Source organism: Pseudomonas sp. Sample_10, assembly GCF_004321495.1.
Lineage (GTDB): Bacteria > Pseudomonadota > Gammaproteobacteria > Pseudomonadales > Pseudomonadaceae > Aquipseudomonas.
In genome coordinates this window covers 15901-36296 of the sequence record NZ_RCOE01000084.1, presented here as the reverse complement: position 1 = coordinate 36296, position 20396 = coordinate 15901, and the positions used below count along the sequence as shown (strand labels likewise).

Here is a 20396-nt window from a genome sequence, read left to right as displayed (position 1 = left end):
CAAGGCTGGCGAGTACCCCGCCAACAGGGCGTGCAGGGCTTGGCATGGGCTGTGCTGCGACAGGTTCAGATCATGAGATTTCGACTCATGCACGGAGGCTGTCTATGAACACTCAAAAAGGTTTTACCCTGATCGAGTTGCTGATCGTGGTGGCGATCATCGGGATTCTCGCGACGTTTGCGATACCGGCGTATTCCAAGTATCAGGCGCGGGCCAAGGTCACGGCGGGGCTGGCGGAGATTTCGGCGTTGAAGGTGCCTTTTGAGGACGTTATCAATCAAGGGACCGACCCTGATCTAACCAAGGTAGGCGGAACTGCGACTACGGCTAATTGCACTACGACCGCGTCGGGCAAGGCTGTTGATGGAACTGGCACGATCGCTTGCACGATTCTAAATGCGCCAGGGCCGGTACTAAACAAGACCATCACTCTTACGCGTGCTCTGACCGGGTGGACCTGTACGACCACTGTGGATCAGGAATATGCACCTAAAGGCTGCACCAAAGTCTGACCTTTTTTGGTATATCCACCCCTGCTTATGCAGGGGTTTTTTTTTCGCGTCAGGCAGTTGGATTGAGTATTGATAAAAATTGCCGAAATTTCATGGCCTTAGGCCGGCGAGAAAACCCGCAACTTGCATGTAGATAAAGTTCAACTCATGCATTTTGCACGAATCCGGAAAATTGCGTTTTTCATAACGTATTGATTTTTAAGGATTAATTGTCTGTCTCAAACTTGGCACAGCGTTCGCAATATCTCTGGTAACCCTGCTGACATGAACCCAGCAGACTTTCCAGAAAAACAGGAGTTACTCGTATGAAGAAGTTCGCTATCTCTGCCGCTGCTGCTACCGCGCTGACCCTGACCATGGCCAACGTTGCATTTGCCCAGACTCAGGCCACTCAAGCACCGATGATGCTGGCCGCCGGTGAAGTCACCGAAGCGAAAGAGGATGTTTCCGATACCTGGATCACTACCAAAGTCAAATCAGACCTGATTACCGAAAAAGGCATCCCAGGTACCGATATCAAAGTTGAAACCAACAAAGGCGTCGTGTCCCTGTCGTCCACCGTTGCGGTGACCGATGCTCAGAAAGACACCGCCGTGGCGATCACCAAAAAAATCAAAGGCGTCAAAGCAGTATCCGCTGACGGCCTGAAATCCGAGTAAGGCAAGGCTTCTCGCCTGGACCGGGAGAAGACGCGATAGACGGGCCGAGTCATACGTCTATCGCTTCTTGAGTGTTCATGCGAACGGCCACAAGGACGTGGCCATTACAGGCCCCGACATTCGTGTCGGGGCCTGTTCTATTTCAAGATCAATGCAAAACCCTGTGGGAGCCTGCTGATATCTGCCGAACATGCCGCAATCCTTGTAGGAGCCAGCCTGCTGGCGAAAAACGTCCAGACACCGCAGGCTCGCTCCTTCATGGGTTCTATTGGCTGCCTTAATTCCCGCGCTTGCTGGTGATCTGCACCAGCCGATTTCCTTCAAAGCGCAAGTACTGGTACATCCCGCCATTCGGACCGTAAGTCCATTCCTCGACCTGGAACTCTTCCCGTCGATTGGCACTGCGCTTGTAACCGAGCAAATCGCGACCGACCGGTTCGCCGCATTTTTGCAGTACTTCGCTCGACCGGTCACCGACGCTGATCAGTTGGCTGCCACAGCGCAAAGTATCCGCCGCCCAGGCCTGGCTCGCCGCTGCCGTCAACGCCAGTGCTAGCAGGCGATGCTTGTACATCACTCGGCGTCCAGATGCATTGGCGTGACGACCTTGCCGTCTTTTTCGGCTTCGCCCAACTGTGCGTCGATGAAGTACACACGGTCATCGGCGAGCTGACCTTTGTCGACCAGATAATCCTTGATGCTGCTGGCCCGGTCCTGGCCCAACTGACGCAGCAGCACATCGCTGGAGCTCCAGAACTGAATGACGCCTTCGCGCATCTTCGCTGTGCGTTCTTCCTTGCCCAGGTCTTTCCATTCGGCCGGTGGCTGGGTTTTCAGGCGTGTGCGGTAGATGCCTTCAAGCAACGGCCCTTTTTCGCTGTCCGGAACATCCAGCAACGACGCTTGGGCCGGGACTTTATCGCCTCGACGCTGGAGCATTTTGTAGTAGTTGTATTGGTATTCCCGCTCCAGACGCTGCTCGGCGATCAGCGGACCATCGCTGCTTTTCGCCGCCGTACCTTCGATTTCCAGGCGCAGGGCCGGGCGCTCCTTGAGCGCCTTCGACAGTTTGTCCAGGGCACCTTCGGCATCCTTGCTCAGATCGCTGGAACCGGGCGCGAACGACACGCTGCCAAGATCTTCCGAACCTCCCCCCGAGACCAGACCGCCAATCAGTTTGAACGGCGCGGCAGCGGCCTTGACGATCAGGTTGCGCAGGGTCTGCCAGACAATCGGCATGACGCTGAACTGCGGGTTGTTGAGATCGCCGGTGACTGGCAGTTCGATGGAAATCTTGCCGTCGACATCCTTGAGCAGAGCAATTGCGAGTTTCAGCGGCAGGCTGACGGCGTCGGGGCTGTCGACTTTTTCACCCAGTTGCAACTGTTCGACCACCACTTTGTTTTCGGCTTTCAGCTGGCCCTTGGTGATTTGGTAATGCAGGTCGAGGTTCAGCCGGCCCTTGCGGATGCGATAGCCGGCAAACTTGCCGGAGTAAGGCGTCAGCGTGGTCAGTTCCACTCGTTTGAAACTGGTAGCGATATCGAGGCTGGCCATCGGATCGAACGGGTTGACCGCACCTTTGATGGTCACCGGTGCATAGCGGTCGACCTTGCCTTTGACGTCGACACTGGCCGGCTTCGCCTGGCGGCTGTCAATGGTGCCGATCTGGCCGTTGAGCTGCTGGATGGCGGTGGCGAAATTCGGCGTCAGGCTGAAGTCGGCGAAGTTGGCCGAGCCGTCATTGATGGCAATGCCGCCAATGTGAATACCCAGCGGTTTGTCTTTGTTGGCGGCGGGTTTGGCGACGGCAGGTTTGGCGGCGGTGTCGGGGGGTTGCGGGATCAACAAGTCATCGACGTTGGTGGTGCGGTCATCGTTGATCATGAAGCGTACATAGGGTTGCAGCAGGTTGATCTTGTCGATCGACAGGCTGTCGCCATGCTGATAATTCAGGCCTTCGACCATCACCTGCTGCCACTTGAGGAAGTCGCGGGTTTTCAGGGTGTCGAGGGTATGCAGTTGATCGACCTGGGCGCGACCGGTGACGCTGAAAGCCAGCGGCTCGGTGCTTTTCAGGTTGACCGCCAGATCGCTGCCGAGCATGCCGCTGCGCAACTCCAGGCGAATGAACGGGCTGATGTAGGACTGGGCGACGCGCAGGTCAATGTCCTTGGTCTGCACATTCAGCCTGGCGCTGATCGGCGCCAGGTTGACCTCGCCATCGGCCATCAGCTTGCCTTGCTTGCCGACACCGGTGTCGAGCTTGAGCAGGAAGGGTGAACCATTGAGGCTGTCGAACTTCTGCAGGTCGAGATTCAGCGGACCCAGTTCCAGCGCCACCGCAGGCTGGGCCTTGCGGTCTGCCAAGTGCACCTGGTAATCGCGCAGTTGCACGTCATTGAGCAGCACTTGCCAGGGCTTGCTCGGGACGGGGTCCGCTTTCGGCGAGTCAGCGGCAGCGGGCGTGTTGGTCGGTTCGGCGTTCGCTTTGGCGGCGGGTTTGGAAGGCTGGCTGGCGAACAGTTTCTGCCAGTCGAGCTGGCCATCGGCTTCCAGCGCGGCCCAGGTTTCCAGTTTGTGGCTGCGAATCTTGCCAACCACCACTTGTTGCTTGGCCAGGTCGACGGTGGTTTCGCTGACGTCCAGACGCTCAAGCCTGACCAGCGGCCGACCGTCCGGCGCCTTGATCGCGAAGGGGGCGATGGTGGCCGAGACGTTGCTCAGCAGCAGTTCGGTTTCCTTGGACAGGTTGAGCTTGTAGTCGGTGCTGATGCTCATGACACCGCTTTCGAGGTCCAGCGGGACAGCGTCGCGCACATAGGGCCAGAAGGCTTTCATCTTGCCATCGGTGATTTTCAGCTTACCTTCGGAGGCAATCGGGATCAGGCTGAAGTTACCGGTCCAGTCGATTTGCCCGCCGTTGGGGCCGACGGCCACCAGGGTCATATCGGCGCTGTCTTCGGGCAGGGTGCTGAGGTTTTTCAGCTCGAAATCGAGTGAGTCGTAGATGAATTCGATGGGCTCGCTGGGCCGGGCATCCTCAAAGTGCACGGCACCGCCAGCCAGCTTGATCCGTTCGATGCGCAACGGAAACGGCTTGGCATCCGGGTCGGCGGGTGTCGGTTCGCTGGCCGGAATCTTGAAGAGCCCGAGCAGGTTGAGTTTGCCGTCCTTGCTGAAGAGGATTTCGGTCTTGGACTTGTCCAGTTCGATATCCGACAGATGCAGCGCCTTGGTCCACAGGCTGTCGAGTTGCAAATTGGCGTATAGACGTTCGAAGCCGATTTGCTCTTTGCCGGGCTCGCCAATGCTCAGACCCCAGAGCGTGACTTCGAGGCTGAACGGGTTGAGTTCGATCCGCTGGAGCGTGGCGGGCATCGTGGAATAATTGGCCAATTGCTGGTTGGCGATGCGCAGGGCAATGCCCGGCAAAATCAAGAAGCCCAGCAAACTGTAGAGGGCCAGAGCAGTCAACAAGGCGCCGACGGCGCGAATCAATCCTTTGTACATGCGTGGCTTCATCTGTGTGAATCGGAGTGCCTTGGAGTATGGCACGCGATTCCGGTTCCGAAGCAATCAGCCTGTTCAGCTTTTTTCAGATTTATCTGACACGGATCAAAGCTGCAGGATCAGGGTTTTCAGCGGTGGTTGTTGGTCCATGGACGGGAAATCGGCACCCGGTTTCATGACCGTCCACTCGCGCACCGGCCGTCCTGCTTTCTCGGCGCAACGCAAAACCTGTTCACGCCAATCGTCCATGCTGACTTTCGCCAGGTTGTTGCAGCAGATCAGCACGCCGTCGACGGCGGTGGTCAGCAGCGCGGGTTTGAGCAGGCTCTGATAATCGCGCAGCAGGTCGACGGTGCCGAACGCGCTCTTGGCCCAGGCGGGTGGGTCGAGCAGTACCAGGTCGTACTGGCGCTGTTCCAGGCGCGGATAGCTCGGCAGCTTCTGCCCGCGACGCTGGCTGATCGGCAGGCCGGCGAGTTGGCGAATGGCCGGGAAATAATCGGACTGGATGAACGCCATGGTCGGCAACTGCGGGTTGAGCATGCCGTTTTCGCGACCGACCGCCAGGTTGCCTTCGGCGAAGTCCAGGTTGCACACCTCGCGGGCGCCACCGGCTGCTGCGCTGAGGCCAACGCCGCAGGTGTAGGCAAACAGGTTCAGTACACTTTTGTTCTTGCTGTGATCCTTGACCCAGCCACGGGTATTGCGCAGGTCGAGGAACAGCAGCGGATCCTGCCCGGCGTGACGGCCGCGAACGCGGTAATTGAGGCCCCACTCGTGACCGACCAGATCTTGCAGCGCTGCTTCCTCCGCGCGGTAGACGCTGTCTTCGCGGTCGATGCGCGAGTTGCCGCGGGAGCGGTCGTTGTAGACCAGCAGGGTTTCAAGGCCTAGATGGTTGTTGATCGTTTCGTGCAGGTTCAGCAGGTCTTCGCGTTCCAGCGATTGATGAAAGCTCTGCACCATCAGCTGCGGACCATAACGATCGATGGTCAGGCCACCGGCGCCTTCCTGGCTGCCATGGAACAGGCGATAGCAATCGGTGCCCTGGCTGTGCAGCTCGGCCAACAGGTCCTGGCGATGATTGAGGGCGGCGCGCAGCGCCTGGTTCAAGGAAGACATGCTGGGCGCCTTGCAGGAGGTGATTTGGCGCGGGAGTTTAACACTGTGGAGTTTGGATGAGGGGCTTGCCTGTGGCGAGGGAGCTTGCTCCCGCTCGAGTGCGCAGCGCTCGCAAAAAATCGAAATGTCCCTGGGTTTTGGGGCCGCTTCGCAGCCCTGCGGGAGCAAGCTCCCTCGCCACAGAGTCCGGGGTCAAGTCAGCAGGCCCATCCGTCGCTTGGCCCGCTGTACCGAGCCATTGCGTACCGCCCAGCGCAACATCGGCGCACTGCGATTGACGCTGGCGCGGATCAGTTTGCGTTGCAGCGGGCTCTGGCGCACGTCGAGCATGTCACTGGCCCAGTCCGGCAACAGGTCAATGCCGGCCTGCATCATCAATCCGCCGAAAGGCCTGGCGAGGCGGCTGGGGGATGGCGCATTCAACAAAAGCCGCAACACTTCCCGACTGCGCTCATCGCACAGCAATTGCGGGCGAATGCGCTCAAGGTATGCGGAAATTTCCTCCCGTGAGCGCGGCACATTCCGGGCACCCAAGCGTTCTGCCACCAGCGCTATTTCAGCGTAATAGCGGTCCTGATCTTCCGGCGACAGATGTGGATTGCGATAGCGCAAATGTGCGGCGAGGAAGTTGCTGACCTCGGCTACATGCACCCAGGTCAAGAGCTCGGGATCGCTGGCGGCGTAGGGGCGGCCGTCAGGCGCAGTGCCGGTTATTTGCAGGTGAATGGTGCGGACTTTTTCGATCAGCCAGTCGGCATCCTGTCGCGAGCCGAACGTGGTGCCGGAAATGAACTGCCCGGTGCGGCGTAATCGGCCGAGCATGTCCTCGCGGAAATTCGAATGGTCCCAGACGCCGGCGAGGGCCAGCGGATGCAAAGCTTGCAGCATCAGCGCGCTGATGCCACCGATGAGCATGCTGCTGAAGTCACCATGAACTTGCCAGCTCACGGAGTCAGGCCCGAACAGCCCGGGATCGCCCTTGGGGTTCTCCAGATCGAGCTTGCCCAAGGATAGACCGGTCAGGCTCATGATCTGGGTTTCAATGCGGGTGCGGATGAATTCCATGGTGTCCCGGTGATTTCCTGTTTTTCTGTGGGCGCATGGCTTGCCCGCGATGAACGATCACGCCATCTGCTGTTGAAGCGCGTTATCGTTCATCGCGAGCAAGCTTTGCTCCTACCGACAGCAGTGCGTTATTGGTTCAGGCGTTTATCGATCAGGCCTTGCACCACGCTGGGGTCGGCCAGGGTCGAGGTGTCGCCCAGACTGTCGAGTTCGTTGCAGGCGATCTTGCGCAGAATGCGCCGCATGATCTTGCCCGAACGGGTTTTTGGCAACGCGGGTGCCCACTGGATCAGATCCGGTTTGGCGAAACTGCCGATTTCCTTGCTGACCAGCGCCAGCAATTCTTTCTTCAGTTCGTCGCCGGGTTCGACGCCGTTCATGGGGGTGACGAAGGCGTAGATGCCCTGGCCCTTGACGTCGTGAGGGTAACCCACCACGGCGGCCTCGGCGATGCTGTCGTGCAGCACCAGGGCACTTTCCACTTCGGCGGTGCCGATGCGATGCCCGGACACGTTGATCACATCGTCGATGCGCCCGGTGATCCAGTAATCGCCATCTTCGTCACGACGGGCGCCGTCACCGGTGAAGTAATAGCCGGGGTAGGGCTTGAAGTAGGTGTCGACCATCCGTTGCGGATCGCCATAGACGCTGCGGATCTGCGCCGGCCAGCTTGATTTTATGGCGAGCACGCCGCTACCGGCGCCCTTGATTTCCTTGCCTTGTTCGTCGAGCAATACCGGTTGCACACCAAACATCGGTTGTGTGGCGCAGCCGGGTTTGATCCGTTGCGCGCTCACCAGCGGGCTGAGCATGATGCCGCCGGTCTCGGTCTGCCACCAGGTATCGACAATCGGGCAGCGCTCTTCGCCGACTGCATGAAAGTACCACTCCCACGCCTCCGGGTTGATCGGCTCACCGACCGTGCCGAGCAATCTGACGCTGGCCCGGGAGGTTTCCTTCAACGGTTGCGGACCTTCACGCATCAGTGCGCGCAAAGCGGTGGGTGCTGTGTAGAAGATGTTCACTTTGTGCTTGTCGATCACCTGCCAGAAGCGCGAAGTGCTCGGGTAGCTCGGCACGCCCTCGAAGATCAACGTGGTCGCACCATTGGCCAACGGCCCGTAGACAATGTAGCTGTGGCCCGTCACCCAGCCGACATCGGCGGTGCACCAGAACACTTCGCCATCACGGTAGTCCAGCACGTACTTGAAGGTCATCGCCGCTTGCAGCAGGTAACCGCCGGTGGTGTGCAGCACGCCTTTGGGTTTGCCGGTGCTGCCGGAGGTGTACAGGATGAACAACGGATCTTCGGCGTCCATCGGCTCGGGTGGACAGTCGTCGCCGACATCGCGCAATGCCTGGTGATACCAGATGTCCCGGCCTTCGACCCAATTCACCTGATTCTGTGTGCGCTCGACCACCACTACGGTGCTCACGTCCGGGCAGCTTTGCAGCGCCTTGTCGACATTCTGTTTCAACGGCACGAATTTGCCACCGCGCACGCCTTCATCGGCGGTGATCACGGTGCGACAGTCGGCATCGAGAATCCGGTCGCGCAGCGAATCCGGGGAGAAACCGCCGAACACCACCGAGTGCACCGCACCGATACGCGTGCAGGCGAGCATGGCGTAGGCTGCTTCAGGAATCATCGGCATGTAGATGCACACGCGGTCGCCTTTCTTCACGCCACGGCTTTTAAGCACGTTGGCCAGGCGGCAGACATGGTGATGGAGTTTTCTATAGGTGATCTGGGTGGATTCGGCCGGATCGTCGCCTTCCCAGATGATCGCGATCTGATCACCGCGTTTTTCCAGGTGACGGTCGATGCAGTTGTAGCTGACGTTGAGTTTCGCGCCGGCAAACCAATTGGCCTCACCGGTTTTCAGGTCGTAGCGCTGGACGGTGTGCCAAGGCGTGCTCCAGTCGAGGAAGCGGGTGGCTTGCTCGGCCCAGAACGTACTGGGGTGTTCGATGGATTCGCGGTACAGGCGGTGGTAGTCGTCTTGACTCAGTTGTGCAGCCCGGCGGACGGCATCGGCCTTGGGGAACGTGCTGATATCGAACATGACGGTTCCTTATTCTTGTTGTGCGACAAGAATAAAGATGCGCCGAGAGACCGAAGGGTTCAAGTCGTACCCAAAACAACTGCAGGAGCGAGCCTGCTCGCGATGGGGCATGACATTCAACGCAAAGGTTGATTGTCAGACCGCAATCGCGAGCGGGCTCGCTCCTGCAGGGATAGCTATGTGGGGCTGGATTACCCGCGGTGACGCCCGCGGAAGTAGTTGATCAGGCCTTGGGTGGACGCGTCGTCAGCCGGGGTTTCCTCGCTGCCGACCAGGCGGTTGTAGACGCCTTTGCCCAGTTCCTTGCCCAGCTCCACGCCCCACTGGTCGAAGGCGTTGATGCCCCAGATCACGCTCTGCACGAAGACTTTGTGTTCGTACATTGCCACCAGTGCGCCGAGGCGACGCGGGCTGATGCGTTCGACCACCAGGGTGTTGCTCGGACGGTTGCCCGGAATCACCTTGTGCGGTGCGAGTTTCTGCACGTCGTCTTCACTCATGCCTTTCTCACGCAGCTCGGCTTGCGCCTCGGCCAGTGTCTTGCCCAGCATCAACGCCTGGCTTTGCGACAGGCAGTTGGCATACAGCCACTGGTGATGGTCGGACACCGGGTTGAAGCTGACGATCGGCACGATGAAGTCGGCCGGGATCAATTGGGTGCCCTGGTGCAGCAACTGGTGATAAGCGTGCTGACCGTTGCAGCCGACGCCGCCCCAGATCACCGGGCCGGTATCGGTGGACACTGGCGTACCGTCCTGGCGCACGCTCTTGCCGTTGGATTCCATGTCCAGCTGTTGCAAATGCTTGGTGATGTTCCGCAGGTAGTGGTCGTAAGGCAGGATTGCGTGGCTCTGCGCGCCCCAGAAATTGCCGTACCACACGCCGAGCAACGCCAGCAGCACCGGCATGTTCTGTTCGAACGGCGCGCTCTGGAAGTGCTGGTCCATGGTGTAGGCACCGGACAGCAATTCCTTGAAGTTGGACATGCCGATGGCGAGGGCAATCGGCAAACCGATGGCCGACCACAGCGAGTAACGCCCGCCGACCCAGTCCCACATCGGGAAAATGTTTTCCTCGCGGATACCGAAGGCGACGGCGGCGGCATTGTTGCTCGAAACCGCGATGAAGTGGCGATACAGCTCGGCTTCCGAACCACCCTGGGCCAGGTACCAGGCGCGGGCGGCCTGGGCGTTCTTCAGGGTTTCAAGGGTGTTGAAGGATTTCGACGAGACGATGAACAGCGTGGTCTCGGCGCGCAGTTTCATGGTCAGCTCGTGGAACTCGCTGCCGTCGATGTTTGCCAGATAGTGGCAACGCACGCCTTTCTGCGCGTAGGACAGCAAGGCTTCGGACACCAGCTCTGGGCCGAGGAACGAGCCACCGATACCGATGTTAACCACGTCGGTGATCGGCTTCTCGGAGTAACCGCGCCACAGACCGTCATGGATGCGGCCCACCAGATCGGTGATCTGGTTCAGCACCTTGTGCACTTCGGGCATCACATTGACACCGTTGACCGACAGCTTGTCGCCAACCGGACGGCGCAGCGCGGTGTGCAGGGCTGGGCGGCCTTCGGAGGCGTTGACGATTTCGCCGTCGAACAGCGACTTGATCGCACCCTGGAGGTCGACCGCATTGGCCAGACCCACCAGCAGGTTGCGGGTCTCGGCGTTGATCAGGTTCTTCGAATAGTCGAGAAACAGGCCGCAACTGCTGAGGGTGAACTGGGTAAAACGCTGCGGGTCGGCATTGAAAGCCTCGCGCATGCTGAAATCCTGCATGGCTTGGCGGTGGTCATTCAACGCTTGCCAGGCGGGCAGAGCGGTCACGTCGTGAGGAGTGCGGTAATACGCCATCGCTGCGGGTTTCCTTTTTACTTGAACGGCCTTTTGAACACTAAAAATACCGGAGCGCCAGGGGTCGGCGGTCCGGTCAACTGCGTCGACACGAATTCATGGCGCAGGGCGACTACAGTAAACCCCGCGCAGTGATCTGTCTTGACTTTGTCTGACCCGTTTCCGGTACTTTTTTAACATCAAGGTTAGGAACGGTCCGACAAACGGAAGGGGAGAGGTCTGGAATCAGGCAATTTGGACTGGCGAAGATCGCCTTCGTGGCAGCCAGCCTGCTGGCGATGGCGGTGTGTCCGTCAAAAAACATGGGTGACTGAACATTCACGATCGCCAGCAGGTTGGCTCTCACAGAGGGTTTGTGCTGTTTAGATGGGGGTGTCGAGATTCAGGTGCAGGTTGTCGATCAACCGCGTCGTCCCGAGGAACGCCGCCACCAGAATCACCAGGTCGCGATCCTCGGCCGTTGCCGGGCGCAAGGTCAGGGCGTGGCGAATTTCCAGGTAGTCCGTGCGTAAGCCTGCAGCTTCAAGCTGTTGGATCTGCGCATTGATCAGCGCCGGGAAATCCCGCTCACCCTGCTTGATCGACTCGGCAATCTCGCGCAGCGTGCGATAAACCACTGGCGCCACGGCCCGTTGTTCTTCGCTGAGGAAACCATTGCGCGACGACAGCGCCAACCCATCGGCCGCACGGACGGTCGGCTCGCCGATGATCTGGATCGGCATGTTCAGGTCATGAACCAGCGCGCGAATCACCGCCAGTTGCTGGAAGTCTTTCTCGCCGAAAATCGCCAGGTCCGGCTGGACCATGTTGAACAGTTTGCTGACCACCGTCGCCACGCCTTCGAAGTGTCCCGGACGGCTGGCGCCGCACAGGCCTTCGGACAGCTGCGGGACGCTGACACGGGTCTGGCCGGTCATGCCCTCGGGGTACATCTCTTCAACGGTGGGTGCGAACAACAGATCGCAACCAGCTTCGAGCAGTTTTTCCTGATCCGCCGCGAGAGTGCGCGGGTACTTGTCGAGGTCTTCGCCGGCGCCGAACTGCAGCGGGTTGACGAAAATGCTCGCGACCACGAAATCCACCCGCTGGGTGGCCTTGGTGATCAGCGCAACGTGACCGCTGTGGAGGTTGCCCATGGTCGGCACGAAGCCGATGCGCTTGCCTTCGCTGCGGGCGCGGGCCACGGCGGCCCGCAGTTCGCGTACGGTTTTTACGGTGTTCATGCAGAGAATCCGTGTTCGATGCCTGGGAAGGTCGCTGCCTTGACTTCGCTGACGTAGGCGCTCAAGGCCGCGTGAATGCTTTCCTGGCCAGCCATGAAGTTTTTCACGAACTTCGGTACGCGACCAGTGATCGACAGGCCGAGCATGTCGTGCAGGACCAGTACCTGGCCGTCAGTGCGGTTGCCTGCGCCAATGCCAATCACGGGAATCTTGACGGCCTGAGTGATTTCTTCGGCCAATTCGCTTGGCACACATTCGAGCAACAGCATGGCTGCGCCGGCCTGTTCCAGCGAAATTGCGTCGGCGCGCATCTGCCGTGCCTGGTTTTCGTTGCGGCCCTGGACTTTGTAGCCGCCAAGGATATTCACCGATTGCGGGGTCAGGCCCATATGCGCGCAAACCGGGATACCGCGTTCGGCGAGCAGGCGAATGGAATCTGCCAGCCACAATGCACCTTCGACCTTGACCATGTGCGCACCCGCTTGCATCAACAGGGCGCTGTTGGTCATGGCTTGTTCGGTGGTGGCATAGGCCATGAAAGGCAGGTCGGCGAGAATCAACGCATCGCTGTTACCGCGTTTGACGGCGGCGACGTGGTAAGCCATTTCGGCGGTGGTGACCGGCAAGGTGCTGTCGTGACCCTGCAAAACCATGCCGAGTGAGTCGCCCACCAGCAGTACTTCGACGCCAGCCTGATTGCAGGCGTGGGCGAAGGTCGCGTCATAGCAGGTCAGCATGGTGATTTTCTCACCTTTCTGCTTGAGGCTCTGGAGCGTGGTCAGGGTGATGGCTGGCATGTCAAAAAATCCTCGTTCAGGCGCTATGGAAACTACTGCGAGTAACGCGCGTGATTCGTCATGTACTCAGGCGCACGGTCTTTTGTCGTGCTTATAAGGCCTGGATTGCGCCCTTGTGTGCCGCATTGGCGGCAGCGGGACGCCTATAGTCGTGATGAGAACTCGGGAAGTCAATCCGGTGTGTTACCGCATTGTTACGGGTGGGGTGTTACCGAAGTAACTGATGCGTTTCAGCAGACTGCCGGACGCAAAGGAACCCAATTAAGGAGCAAGCCTGCTCGCGATAGCGGCGTGTCAGTCAACAATCCTGGTGATTGTTCAATCGCCATCGCGAGCAGGCTCGCTCCTACAGGGGGCTGCGTCAATCTTGGGACAGGCGTTCAAGTCCGACGAACGGGCAGGCGGCCAGCAGTTCGCGGAGGGTGCGGCCATCGGCCAGGTGCAGATCCGCGGGCGCCAGTTCGGCCAGCGGGTATAGAACGAAAGCCCGCTCCTGCATGTGATAGTGCGGCACTTTCAGGCGCGGCTCATCGATCAACCGCTCGCCGAACAGCAGGATATCGAGGTCCAGCGTACGTGGTCCCCAGCGCTCCAGTCGCTCGCGGCCCTGGCCGTTTTCGATGGCTTGCAAGGCATCCAGCAGGTCCAGTGGCGCCAGCGTGCTGTCGAGGGCGGCCACCGCATTGGTGTAACGCGGTTGGCCAGGGAGCAGCGAGTCGCTTTGATAAAACGCGGACACCCCGACCAGTTTCGATTGCGGCAGCTGCGCCAGCGCTTCAACAGCGCTGCGCAATTGTTCAGCCGGGTCAGCCAGGTTGCTGCCCATGCCGATGTAGATGCGTTCCATCGATTACTCGCCCGTGGTACTCGAAGCGCCCGCTGCGCGTTTGCGCTTGGAGCCGCCGCTGCGACGACGCTTGCGCGGCGCGCCGCCAGCTTCGTCCTTGCCGCTGAGGTCGCGAATCATGTCGCGACGTTCGCTTTCATTGGCATCCTGATAATCGGTCCACCATTCGCCCAGGCCATCGGTCTGCTCGCCGGCGCTTTCGCGCAGCAAGAGGAAGTCGTAACCGGCACGGAAGCGTGGGTTGTCCAGCAGCAGATCGGCGCGCTTGCCGCTGCGGCGGGGCAGGCGTTCCTGCATGTCCCAGATCTCGCGGATCGGCATGGTGAAACGTTTCGGGATCGCGATGCGCTGGCATTGCTCGGCAATCAGTTCGTGGGCTGCTTCCTGCATCGCCGGAATCGGCGGCATCCCACGTTCCTGCAAGCGCAGGACGCGAGCCGGCAAGGCTGGCCAGAGCAGCGCCGCAAACAGGAAGGCCGGAGTCACCGGTTTGTTCTGCTTGATCCGCAGGTCGGTGTTGATCAGCGCTTCGCTAATCAACGTATGGGTGTAAGTCGGGTTGTACTCCAGGGCCTCGGCACTGGCCGGGAACAGAGGATCGAACAGTTGCAGGTCGACCAGCATCTCGAAGGTGTCCGCGGCGTGGCCGGAAAGGAACAGCTTGAGTACTTCCTCGAACAGACGGGCCGATGGAATCTCGCGCAGCATCGGTGCCAGGTCGCGGATTGGCGTAGCGCTGTGTTTTTCGATGCCGAAATTCAGCTTGGCGGCAAAACGCACGGCTCGCAACATCCGCACCGGGTCTTCCTGGTAGCGCTGTTTCGGATCGCCGATCAGACGGATCAATTGATTGCGAATGTCGTGTACGCCGTTGGCGTAATCGAGAATCCGTTCGCTGACCGGATCGTAATACAGGGCGTTGATGGTGAAGTCGCGGCGTTGTGCGTCTTCTTCCAGGGTGCCATACACGTTATCGCGCAGGATGCGCCCGCTTTCGTTACGCGAGGATTGATTGTTGTCTTCCTCTTCATCGTTTTGCGGGTGATTGGCGCGGAAGGTCGCAACTTCGATGATTTCGCGACCAAAGTGGATATGCACCAGTTTGAACCGGCGACCGATGATTCGCGCATTGCGGAATTCGGCCCGAACCTGCTCAGGGGTGGCACTGGTGGCAACGTCAAAGTCTTTCGGCGTAATGCCGAGCAGCATGTCACGCACGCAGCCGCCAACCAGATACGCCTGGTAGCCAGCGCCCTGCAGGCGTTCGACGATGTTCACCGCGTAACGGCTGAATTGCCCCTTTTGCAGCGAATGTTGCCCGCTGTTGAGCACTTCAGGCGTGCTGCGGATGTGTTGCGTACGACGCAGGGGAGTACGGAATGACTGGAACAGCTTCTTCAGCATGGGATGCACTGTTTGAAGGAATGTTCGGCCAAAACAGAAGAATGACCGCATGATGGGCGGGGATTCTAGCATTTAGTCGGGGGATGGTGTAGGAAGCTGCGCAAGAGCTTGAAGGGGCTGTCTGCGGACGCAATAGGCATAGCGGCAGACTCTGGGAGCGCAGGGCGCCAAACGCCAGAAACTACAAGGGGAGCCGAAGCTCCCCAAGAAGTAGTTGCATGCTCTATTTTTGTTATTGGTTTCGGGCTTTTTGTTTTTGTTAAGTGCCCTCGCCATGAAGCTTTCCTTCATGACCCTCCCAATCGGGAGCCAAGAGCAAACGGATTGCTTTGGTCGCTGAATTGCAGTGATCTCTCGATCCAACCAGTACAGGCTCTGTCTTAAGACAGTTTTTGTTGTTCTCGGCCTGGTCGTGGGGCAAGCCCCAAATACAACGCCTCTCCAAAAGAATCAGTTAGCTGCGCCTCTCGCCGTCTTGTTTTTATTGTGCGTGAGTCGATTCGTCTTATTTTTATTGTCTTGTGCATTGCTTGTTATTGTTCTTGTACCAAACATATAGCAGGGTGCGTGCCAACTTTTGTGAAACCCAGTAAAACAAGGGGTTAGGCGTGCTGATGAGGTTTGCGCAGGCCAAAAAAAGCCGGGGCTTCGTTACCGTAAGCCCCGGCTTCTGTTACGTGAAAAAAACTGAGGTAACAGTTTTTTCACAAAGTCACCTGTTACCCGCACATGAGGTAGCTGCGGTTCAGCTCTCGCTGGCCACCCCGGTTTTGCGCCGTGGAATGCCCAGGCGCTGACGGCGTTCCCACAGGCACTTGCGGCTGACCCCGAGTTTGCGGGCCAGTTCGGTTTCGGTCATGTGGTCCTGGTGCTCGAGCACGAAATGCTGGAAATAATCCTCCAGGGACAAATCTTCGGTCGGCTCATGATTGTTGTTACCGGTGCTGGCGCTGCCCTGTTGCGGGGGCAGGCCGATGAACTCGTCGTCTTCCAGATCACCGAGTTCGATATCGATGCCCAGCAGCTCGGCGGAGATTTCCGGGCTCTCACAAAGAATGACTGCGCGCTCGACGGCGTTCTCCAGCTCACGCACGTTGCCTGGCCATGAGTAATGACGAATGGCTTGCTCCGCGTCCGGGGCGAATTTCAGGTCGGTACGATTGATCCGTGCGCTCTGCCGCGCCAGGAAGGCATTGGCGATTTCGTTGACGTCGGCACCTCGCTCGCGCAAGGCGGGCAATTTCAGCGCAATCACGTGCAGGCGGTAGTACAAGTCTTCACGGAACTGGCCGATCTTGGCCAGGCTCTTGAGGTCGCGGTGGGTCGCGGCAATCAAGCGCACATCGACTTTCTGCGACTGAACCGAGCCGACCCGGCGAATCTCGCCTTCCTGCAACACGCGCAGCAGTCGAGCCTGGGCTTCCAGTGGCAACTCGCCGATTTCATCGAGGAACAGCGTACCGCCATCAGCGGCTTCCACCAGGCCTGCACGCCCGGCGCTGGCGCCGGTGAACGCACCTTTTTCGTGGCCGAACAATTCGGACTCGATCAGGCTTTCCGGAATCGCCGCACAGTTCACCGAGATCATCGGTGCCTTGGCGCGCTTGGAGAGGTTGTGCAAGGCGCGCGCCACCAATTCTTTACCCGTGCCGGATTCGCCCTGGATCAGGACATTGGAATCGGTCGGTGCGACTTTGCGGATCTTGCCGTACAGATCTTGCATCGGCGGGCACGAGCCAATGATGCCGATTTCACCGTTGCTGTTGTCCGGGCCGGATTTGGCTGCGCCATTACTGGTTTTGCCGACAACCGGTTCACCGCTGGTCTGCAACGATTGGCGGTCGCGCAGGATGCGCGCGACGGCCTGGAGCATTTCGTCGTGATCGAAAGGCTTGGCGATGTAATCCACCGCGCCCATTTTCATCGAATCCACCGCCGAGCGCAGACTGGCGTAACTGGTCATGATCAGCACCGGAGTGCCCTGGCCGAGTTTGATCAGCTCGGTGCCCGGGGCGCCCGGAAGACGCAGGTCACTGACGATCAGGTCGAACGTGGGAATGGTGAAGCGTTCTTGTGCTTCCTGCACTGAACCGGCTTCGCTGACCTGATACTGGTTACGTTCCAGCAGGCGGCGCAAGGCGGAGCGGATAATTGTTTCGTCTTCGACGATCAAAATGTGCGGCATTGATTCGATACTCTCGACGGTCTCAGTTCACAGCGGACGTCGCTTCGACATGACGCGGCAATGTCACCCGTATACGGGTGCCGCGCTGGCTCTGAACATCAGCCGGGCTGTCGATGGTGATTTGTCCATAATGCTCTTCAACGATGGAATAGACCAGTGCAAGGCCCAGACCGGTACCTTCACCCGGGTCCTTGGTGGTGAAGAAGGGTTCGAACAATCGGTCCATGATGCTCGAGGGGATACCGCTGCCTTCGTCTTCCACGATCAGGTCGACCGTGTGTTCGCCGGCTTCGCTCTTGACCCGCACTGCGCTGCCGGGAGGTGAGGCATCGCGGGCGTTTGAAAGTAGATTGATCAATACCTGCGCCAGCCGCTGCGGGTCGCCTTCGACCCAGTGATCGGGGTCGCACAGGTTGTAGAACTGCACTTCGAAATTACGTCGGTTCAGCGCCAGCAAACCGATTGCGTCCTGGGCGACCTCCGCCAGACAAACGGGCTCGTCGCTGTGCTGGTGGCTGCCCGCATGGGCAAAACTCATCAGCGATTGCACGATGCGCGACACACGTTTGGTCTGTTCGAGGATCTGCCCGCTGATTTCTTTGAGCTCGCCATCCTCTTCGCGCTCCTCGCGCAGGTTTTGCGCCAGGCAAGCAATTCCGGTGATCGGGTTGCCGATTTCGTGGGCTACCCCGGCGGCCAGTCGACCGATGCTGGCCAGGCGTTCGGAGTGCACCAGTTTGTCTTCGAGCATCTGGGTTTCGGTCAGGTCTTCCACCAGCAGCACCAAGCCGCTGTTGCCTGGCGCGAGCGGCTCGTCGATCGCCGCTTTGTGCAGGTTGAGCCAGCGCGTCTGGCCGTCGAGGGCCAAGTGCTGCTTGTGCAAATGCTCGTCGGGGACGTTGATGAAGCCTTGCAGCAGTTCTTTCCATGGGTCGGCGATCGTACTCAGGCGCGAACCGACCACGCGCTGCGCGGCGATACCGGTCAACTCCTCCATGGCTTTGTTCCACATGAGGATTTCCTGATCCTTGGCCAGCGAGCAGACGCCCATCGGCAACTCCTGCAGGGTCTGGCGGTGATAGCGGCGCAGGGCATCGAGTTCAGCCGCCAGGCCGGTCAGGCGCGAGTGGTAATCCTCGAGGCGGCTTTCGATGAAGTGAATGTCTTCGGTGACATAGTTTTCGCCACCCGCCTTGTAAGGCAGGAACGTCTCGACCATGTCCTGGGCCACGCTCGGCCCCATCAGACCGGAGAGGTTGGCCTCGATGCGGTCACGCAAGCGGCGCAAGGCGTAAGGTCGACGCTCGTCGAAGGGCAGATAGAGGTCGCGCAGTGCCTGTTCGACTTCCTTCTGTGCCGCTTTGGCGCCCAACGGTTTGGCCAGTTGCGTGGCGAACTCCTGTGGCGAGGCGGCATGCAGTTCGCGGCGTTGCGGGCGACGCACGTTGTCCACGGCGCAAGCTTCGGCGGCGCTGGCTTCTTCGGTGCTGGCGTTGGTGAACAGCGAGATCAGGGTGAACATCAACACGTTGGCGGCCAGCGAGGCGATTGCGGCCATGTGCCAACTGGTGTCGTCCAGCACGTAGATCATGTTCAACAGCGGAATGTAGAAGCCTTGCAGATTGCCGACCAACGGCAACAGCATGGTCACCAGCCACACCAGAATCCCCGCCAGCAAACCGGCGATGAAGCCGCGGCGGTTGGCGGTCGGCCAGTACAGGACCGAGAGTACGCCGGGCAGGAACTGCAAGGTGGCAACGAACGCGACGATGCCGAGATTGGCCAGATCCTGTTCGGCACCCAGCAGCAGATAGAAGCCGTAACCGGCCATGATGATCGCGACGATCAGGGCGCGGCGGGTCCACTTCAGCCAGCGGTAGATGTTGCCCTCGGCTGGCGGCTGATAGAGCGGCAGCACCAGATGGTTGAGCGCCATCCCCGACAACGCCAGCGTAGTGACAATGATCAGGCCGCTGGCGGCGGACAATCCGCCGATATAGGCCAGCAACGCCAACGCCTTGCTATTGGCGGCAATACCAATGCCCAGGGTGAAATATTCCGGGTTGGTGGTGGCGCCGAGTTTCAGGCCGGCCCAGAGAATCAACGGTACTGCCAGGCTCATCAACAGCAGGAACAGCGGCAAGCCCCAGCTTGCACTCACCAATGAGCGCGGGTTGAGGTTTTCGGTAAAGGTCATGTGATACATGTGCGGCATCACGATGGCGGAGGCGAAGAACACCAGCAGCAAGGTTCGCCACGGGCCTTCCTGCAGCGGCGTGTGAAGCGCGGCGAGAGCGGTCTGGTTTTGCAGCAGCCAAAGCTCGAGTTGCTGCGGGCCATCGAATACGCCGTACAGCGCATACAGGCCGACGCCACCGAGTGCAATCAGCTTGATCACCGATTCGAAGGCAATCGCAAACACCAGCCCTTCATGTTTCTCACGGGTGGCGATGTGTCGGGAGCCGAAGAAAATCGTGAACAGCGTGATCAGCGCACAGAAACTCAGGGCCACGCGATGCTGCACCGGCTCGCGGGTGAGGATGCCGATGGAGTCCGCCACCGCCTGAATCTGCAACGCCAGCAGCGGCAATACGCCGACCAGCATGAAAATCGTGGTGAGCGCACCAGCCCAGGTGCTGCGAAAGCGGAAGGCAAACAGGTCCGCCAGGGACGACAGCTGATAAGTACGGGTAATTTTCAGGATCGGATACAGCAACACCGGCGCCAGCAGAAATGCGCCGGAAACACCGAGATAGCTGGACAGGAAGCCGTAGCCGTACTGATAGGCCAGGCCGACCGTGCCGTAAAACGCCCAGGCACTGGCGTAGACGCCCAGCGACAGGGTGTAGGTGAGCGGATGGCGAATGATCGCCCGCGGGATCATGCCCCGTTCGCTGATCCAGGCTACGCCGAACAGCACCGCCAGGTACGCGGCGCTGATCAGGATCATCTGGGTCAGGCTAAAGCTCATCGGCATCTTTTTGGCTCTGCAGGATGAAGGTCACGACAATCAGGATCAGCCAGAGCAGATAAGGGCGATACCAGGCGCCCGTGGCGTCGATCCACCAATCCATGATGGCCGGGGAAAACAGATAAATCCCCACTACCAGGAGCAGGACCAAGCGATAGATGTACATCCCGGCCTCT

The 20396-nt window shown here is 59.5% G+C and carries 15 protein-coding genes; 2 read left to right on the top strand and 13 right to left on the bottom strand.

All coding sequences use genetic code 11. The annotated features are described in order from the left end of the window. Positions 1-104 precede the first annotated feature (104 nt). Together D8U18_RS08075 and D8U18_RS08070 are read left to right on the top strand one after the other, a co-directional pair. Positions 105-512, top strand: coding sequence for a pilin (locus tag D8U18_RS08075; protein WP_056855634.1), 408 nt, complete (start codon positions 105-107; stop codon positions 510-512). Positions 513-817: 305 nt separating this feature from the next. Beyond that, positions 818-1171 (top strand): BON domain-containing protein, encoded by a 354-nt coding sequence (locus D8U18_RS08070; RefSeq protein ID WP_130903548.1) that lies wholly within the window; start codon positions 818-820, stop codon positions 1169-1171. A 277-nt stretch (positions 1172-1448) separates the two neighbouring features. Here D8U18_RS08070 and D8U18_RS08065 read toward each other — a convergent pair whose 3' ends face one another. From D8U18_RS08065 to D8U18_RS08000, 13 genes are all read right to left on the bottom strand, one after another. Beyond that, the gene (locus D8U18_RS08065) at positions 1449-1745 is read right to left on the bottom strand and encodes a DUF2845 domain-containing protein (RefSeq protein WP_056855632.1); all 297 of its coding nucleotides are present in this window, start codon (positions 1743-1745) and stop codon (positions 1449-1451) included. After that, complete coding sequence (locus D8U18_RS08060) at positions 1745-4696, bottom strand: DUF748 domain-containing protein (RefSeq protein ID WP_131107419.1); 2952 nt, start codon at positions 4694-4696, stop codon at positions 1745-1747. Before D8U18_RS08060 ends, D8U18_RS08065 begins: the two co-directional genes overlap by 1 nt. 93 nt (positions 4697-4789) lie before the next feature. Beyond that, positions 4790-5806, bottom strand: coding sequence for a class I SAM-dependent methyltransferase (locus D8U18_RS08055; protein ID WP_131107418.1), 1017 nt, complete (start codon positions 5804-5806; stop codon positions 4790-4792). A gap of 192 nt (positions 5807-5998) precedes the next feature. Continuing rightward, complete coding sequence (locus tag D8U18_RS08050) at positions 5999-6871, bottom strand: oxygenase MpaB family protein (protein ID WP_131107417.1); 873 nt, start codon at positions 6869-6871, stop codon at positions 5999-6001. Between the two features lie 128 nt (positions 6872-6999). After that, positions 7000-8937 (bottom strand): acetate--CoA ligase, encoded by a 1938-nt coding sequence (acs, locus tag D8U18_RS08045; protein WP_130907400.1) that lies wholly within the window; start codon positions 8935-8937, stop codon positions 7000-7002. Between the two features lie 191 nt (positions 8938-9128). After that, a complete protein-coding gene (pgi, locus tag D8U18_RS08040) occupies positions 9129-10793 on the bottom strand; it encodes a glucose-6-phosphate isomerase (RefSeq protein WP_131107416.1) in 1665 nt (554 codons plus the stop codon). A gap of 362 nt (positions 10794-11155) precedes the next feature. Beyond that, positions 11156-12016, bottom strand: coding sequence for a pantoate--beta-alanine ligase (gene panC / locus D8U18_RS08035; RefSeq protein ID WP_130907401.1), 861 nt, complete (start codon positions 12014-12016; stop codon positions 11156-11158). Continuing rightward, the gene (gene panB, locus D8U18_RS08030) at positions 12013-12813 is read right to left on the bottom strand and encodes a 3-methyl-2-oxobutanoate hydroxymethyltransferase (protein ID WP_130903546.1); all 801 of its coding nucleotides are present in this window, start codon (positions 12811-12813) and stop codon (positions 12013-12015) included. The genes panC and panB overlap by 4 nt, the downstream gene beginning before the upstream one ends. A gap of 361 nt (positions 12814-13174) precedes the next feature. Further along, complete coding sequence (gene folK, locus D8U18_RS08025) at positions 13175-13660, bottom strand: 2-amino-4-hydroxy-6-hydroxymethyldihydropteridine diphosphokinase (RefSeq protein WP_130903545.1); 486 nt, start codon at positions 13658-13660, stop codon at positions 13175-13177. Between the two features lie 3 nt (positions 13661-13663). Then, positions 13664-15064 (bottom strand): polynucleotide adenylyltransferase PcnB, encoded by a 1401-nt coding sequence (locus D8U18_RS08020; RefSeq protein WP_056855623.1) that lies wholly within the window; start codon positions 15062-15064, stop codon positions 13664-13666. Positions 15065-15809: 745 nt separating this feature from the next. Then, positions 15810-17249 carry a sigma-54 dependent transcriptional regulator gene (locus tag D8U18_RS08010; protein WP_056855622.1) on the bottom strand — a complete coding sequence of 480 codons (1440 nt, stop codon included), beginning with the start codon at positions 17247-17249 and terminating at the stop codon, positions 15810-15812. 22 nt (positions 17250-17271) lie between these two features. Then, positions 17272-20226 carry a sensor histidine kinase gene (locus tag D8U18_RS08005; protein WP_177434431.1) on the bottom strand — a complete coding sequence of 985 codons (2955 nt, stop codon included), beginning with the start codon at positions 20224-20226 and terminating at the stop codon, positions 17272-17274. Next, a complete protein-coding gene (locus tag D8U18_RS08000) occupies positions 20210-20386 on the bottom strand; it encodes a hypothetical protein (RefSeq protein WP_003176118.1) in 177 nt (58 codons plus the stop codon). Before D8U18_RS08000 ends, D8U18_RS08005 begins: the two co-directional genes overlap by 17 nt. Positions 20387-20396: the final 10 nt, after the last annotated feature.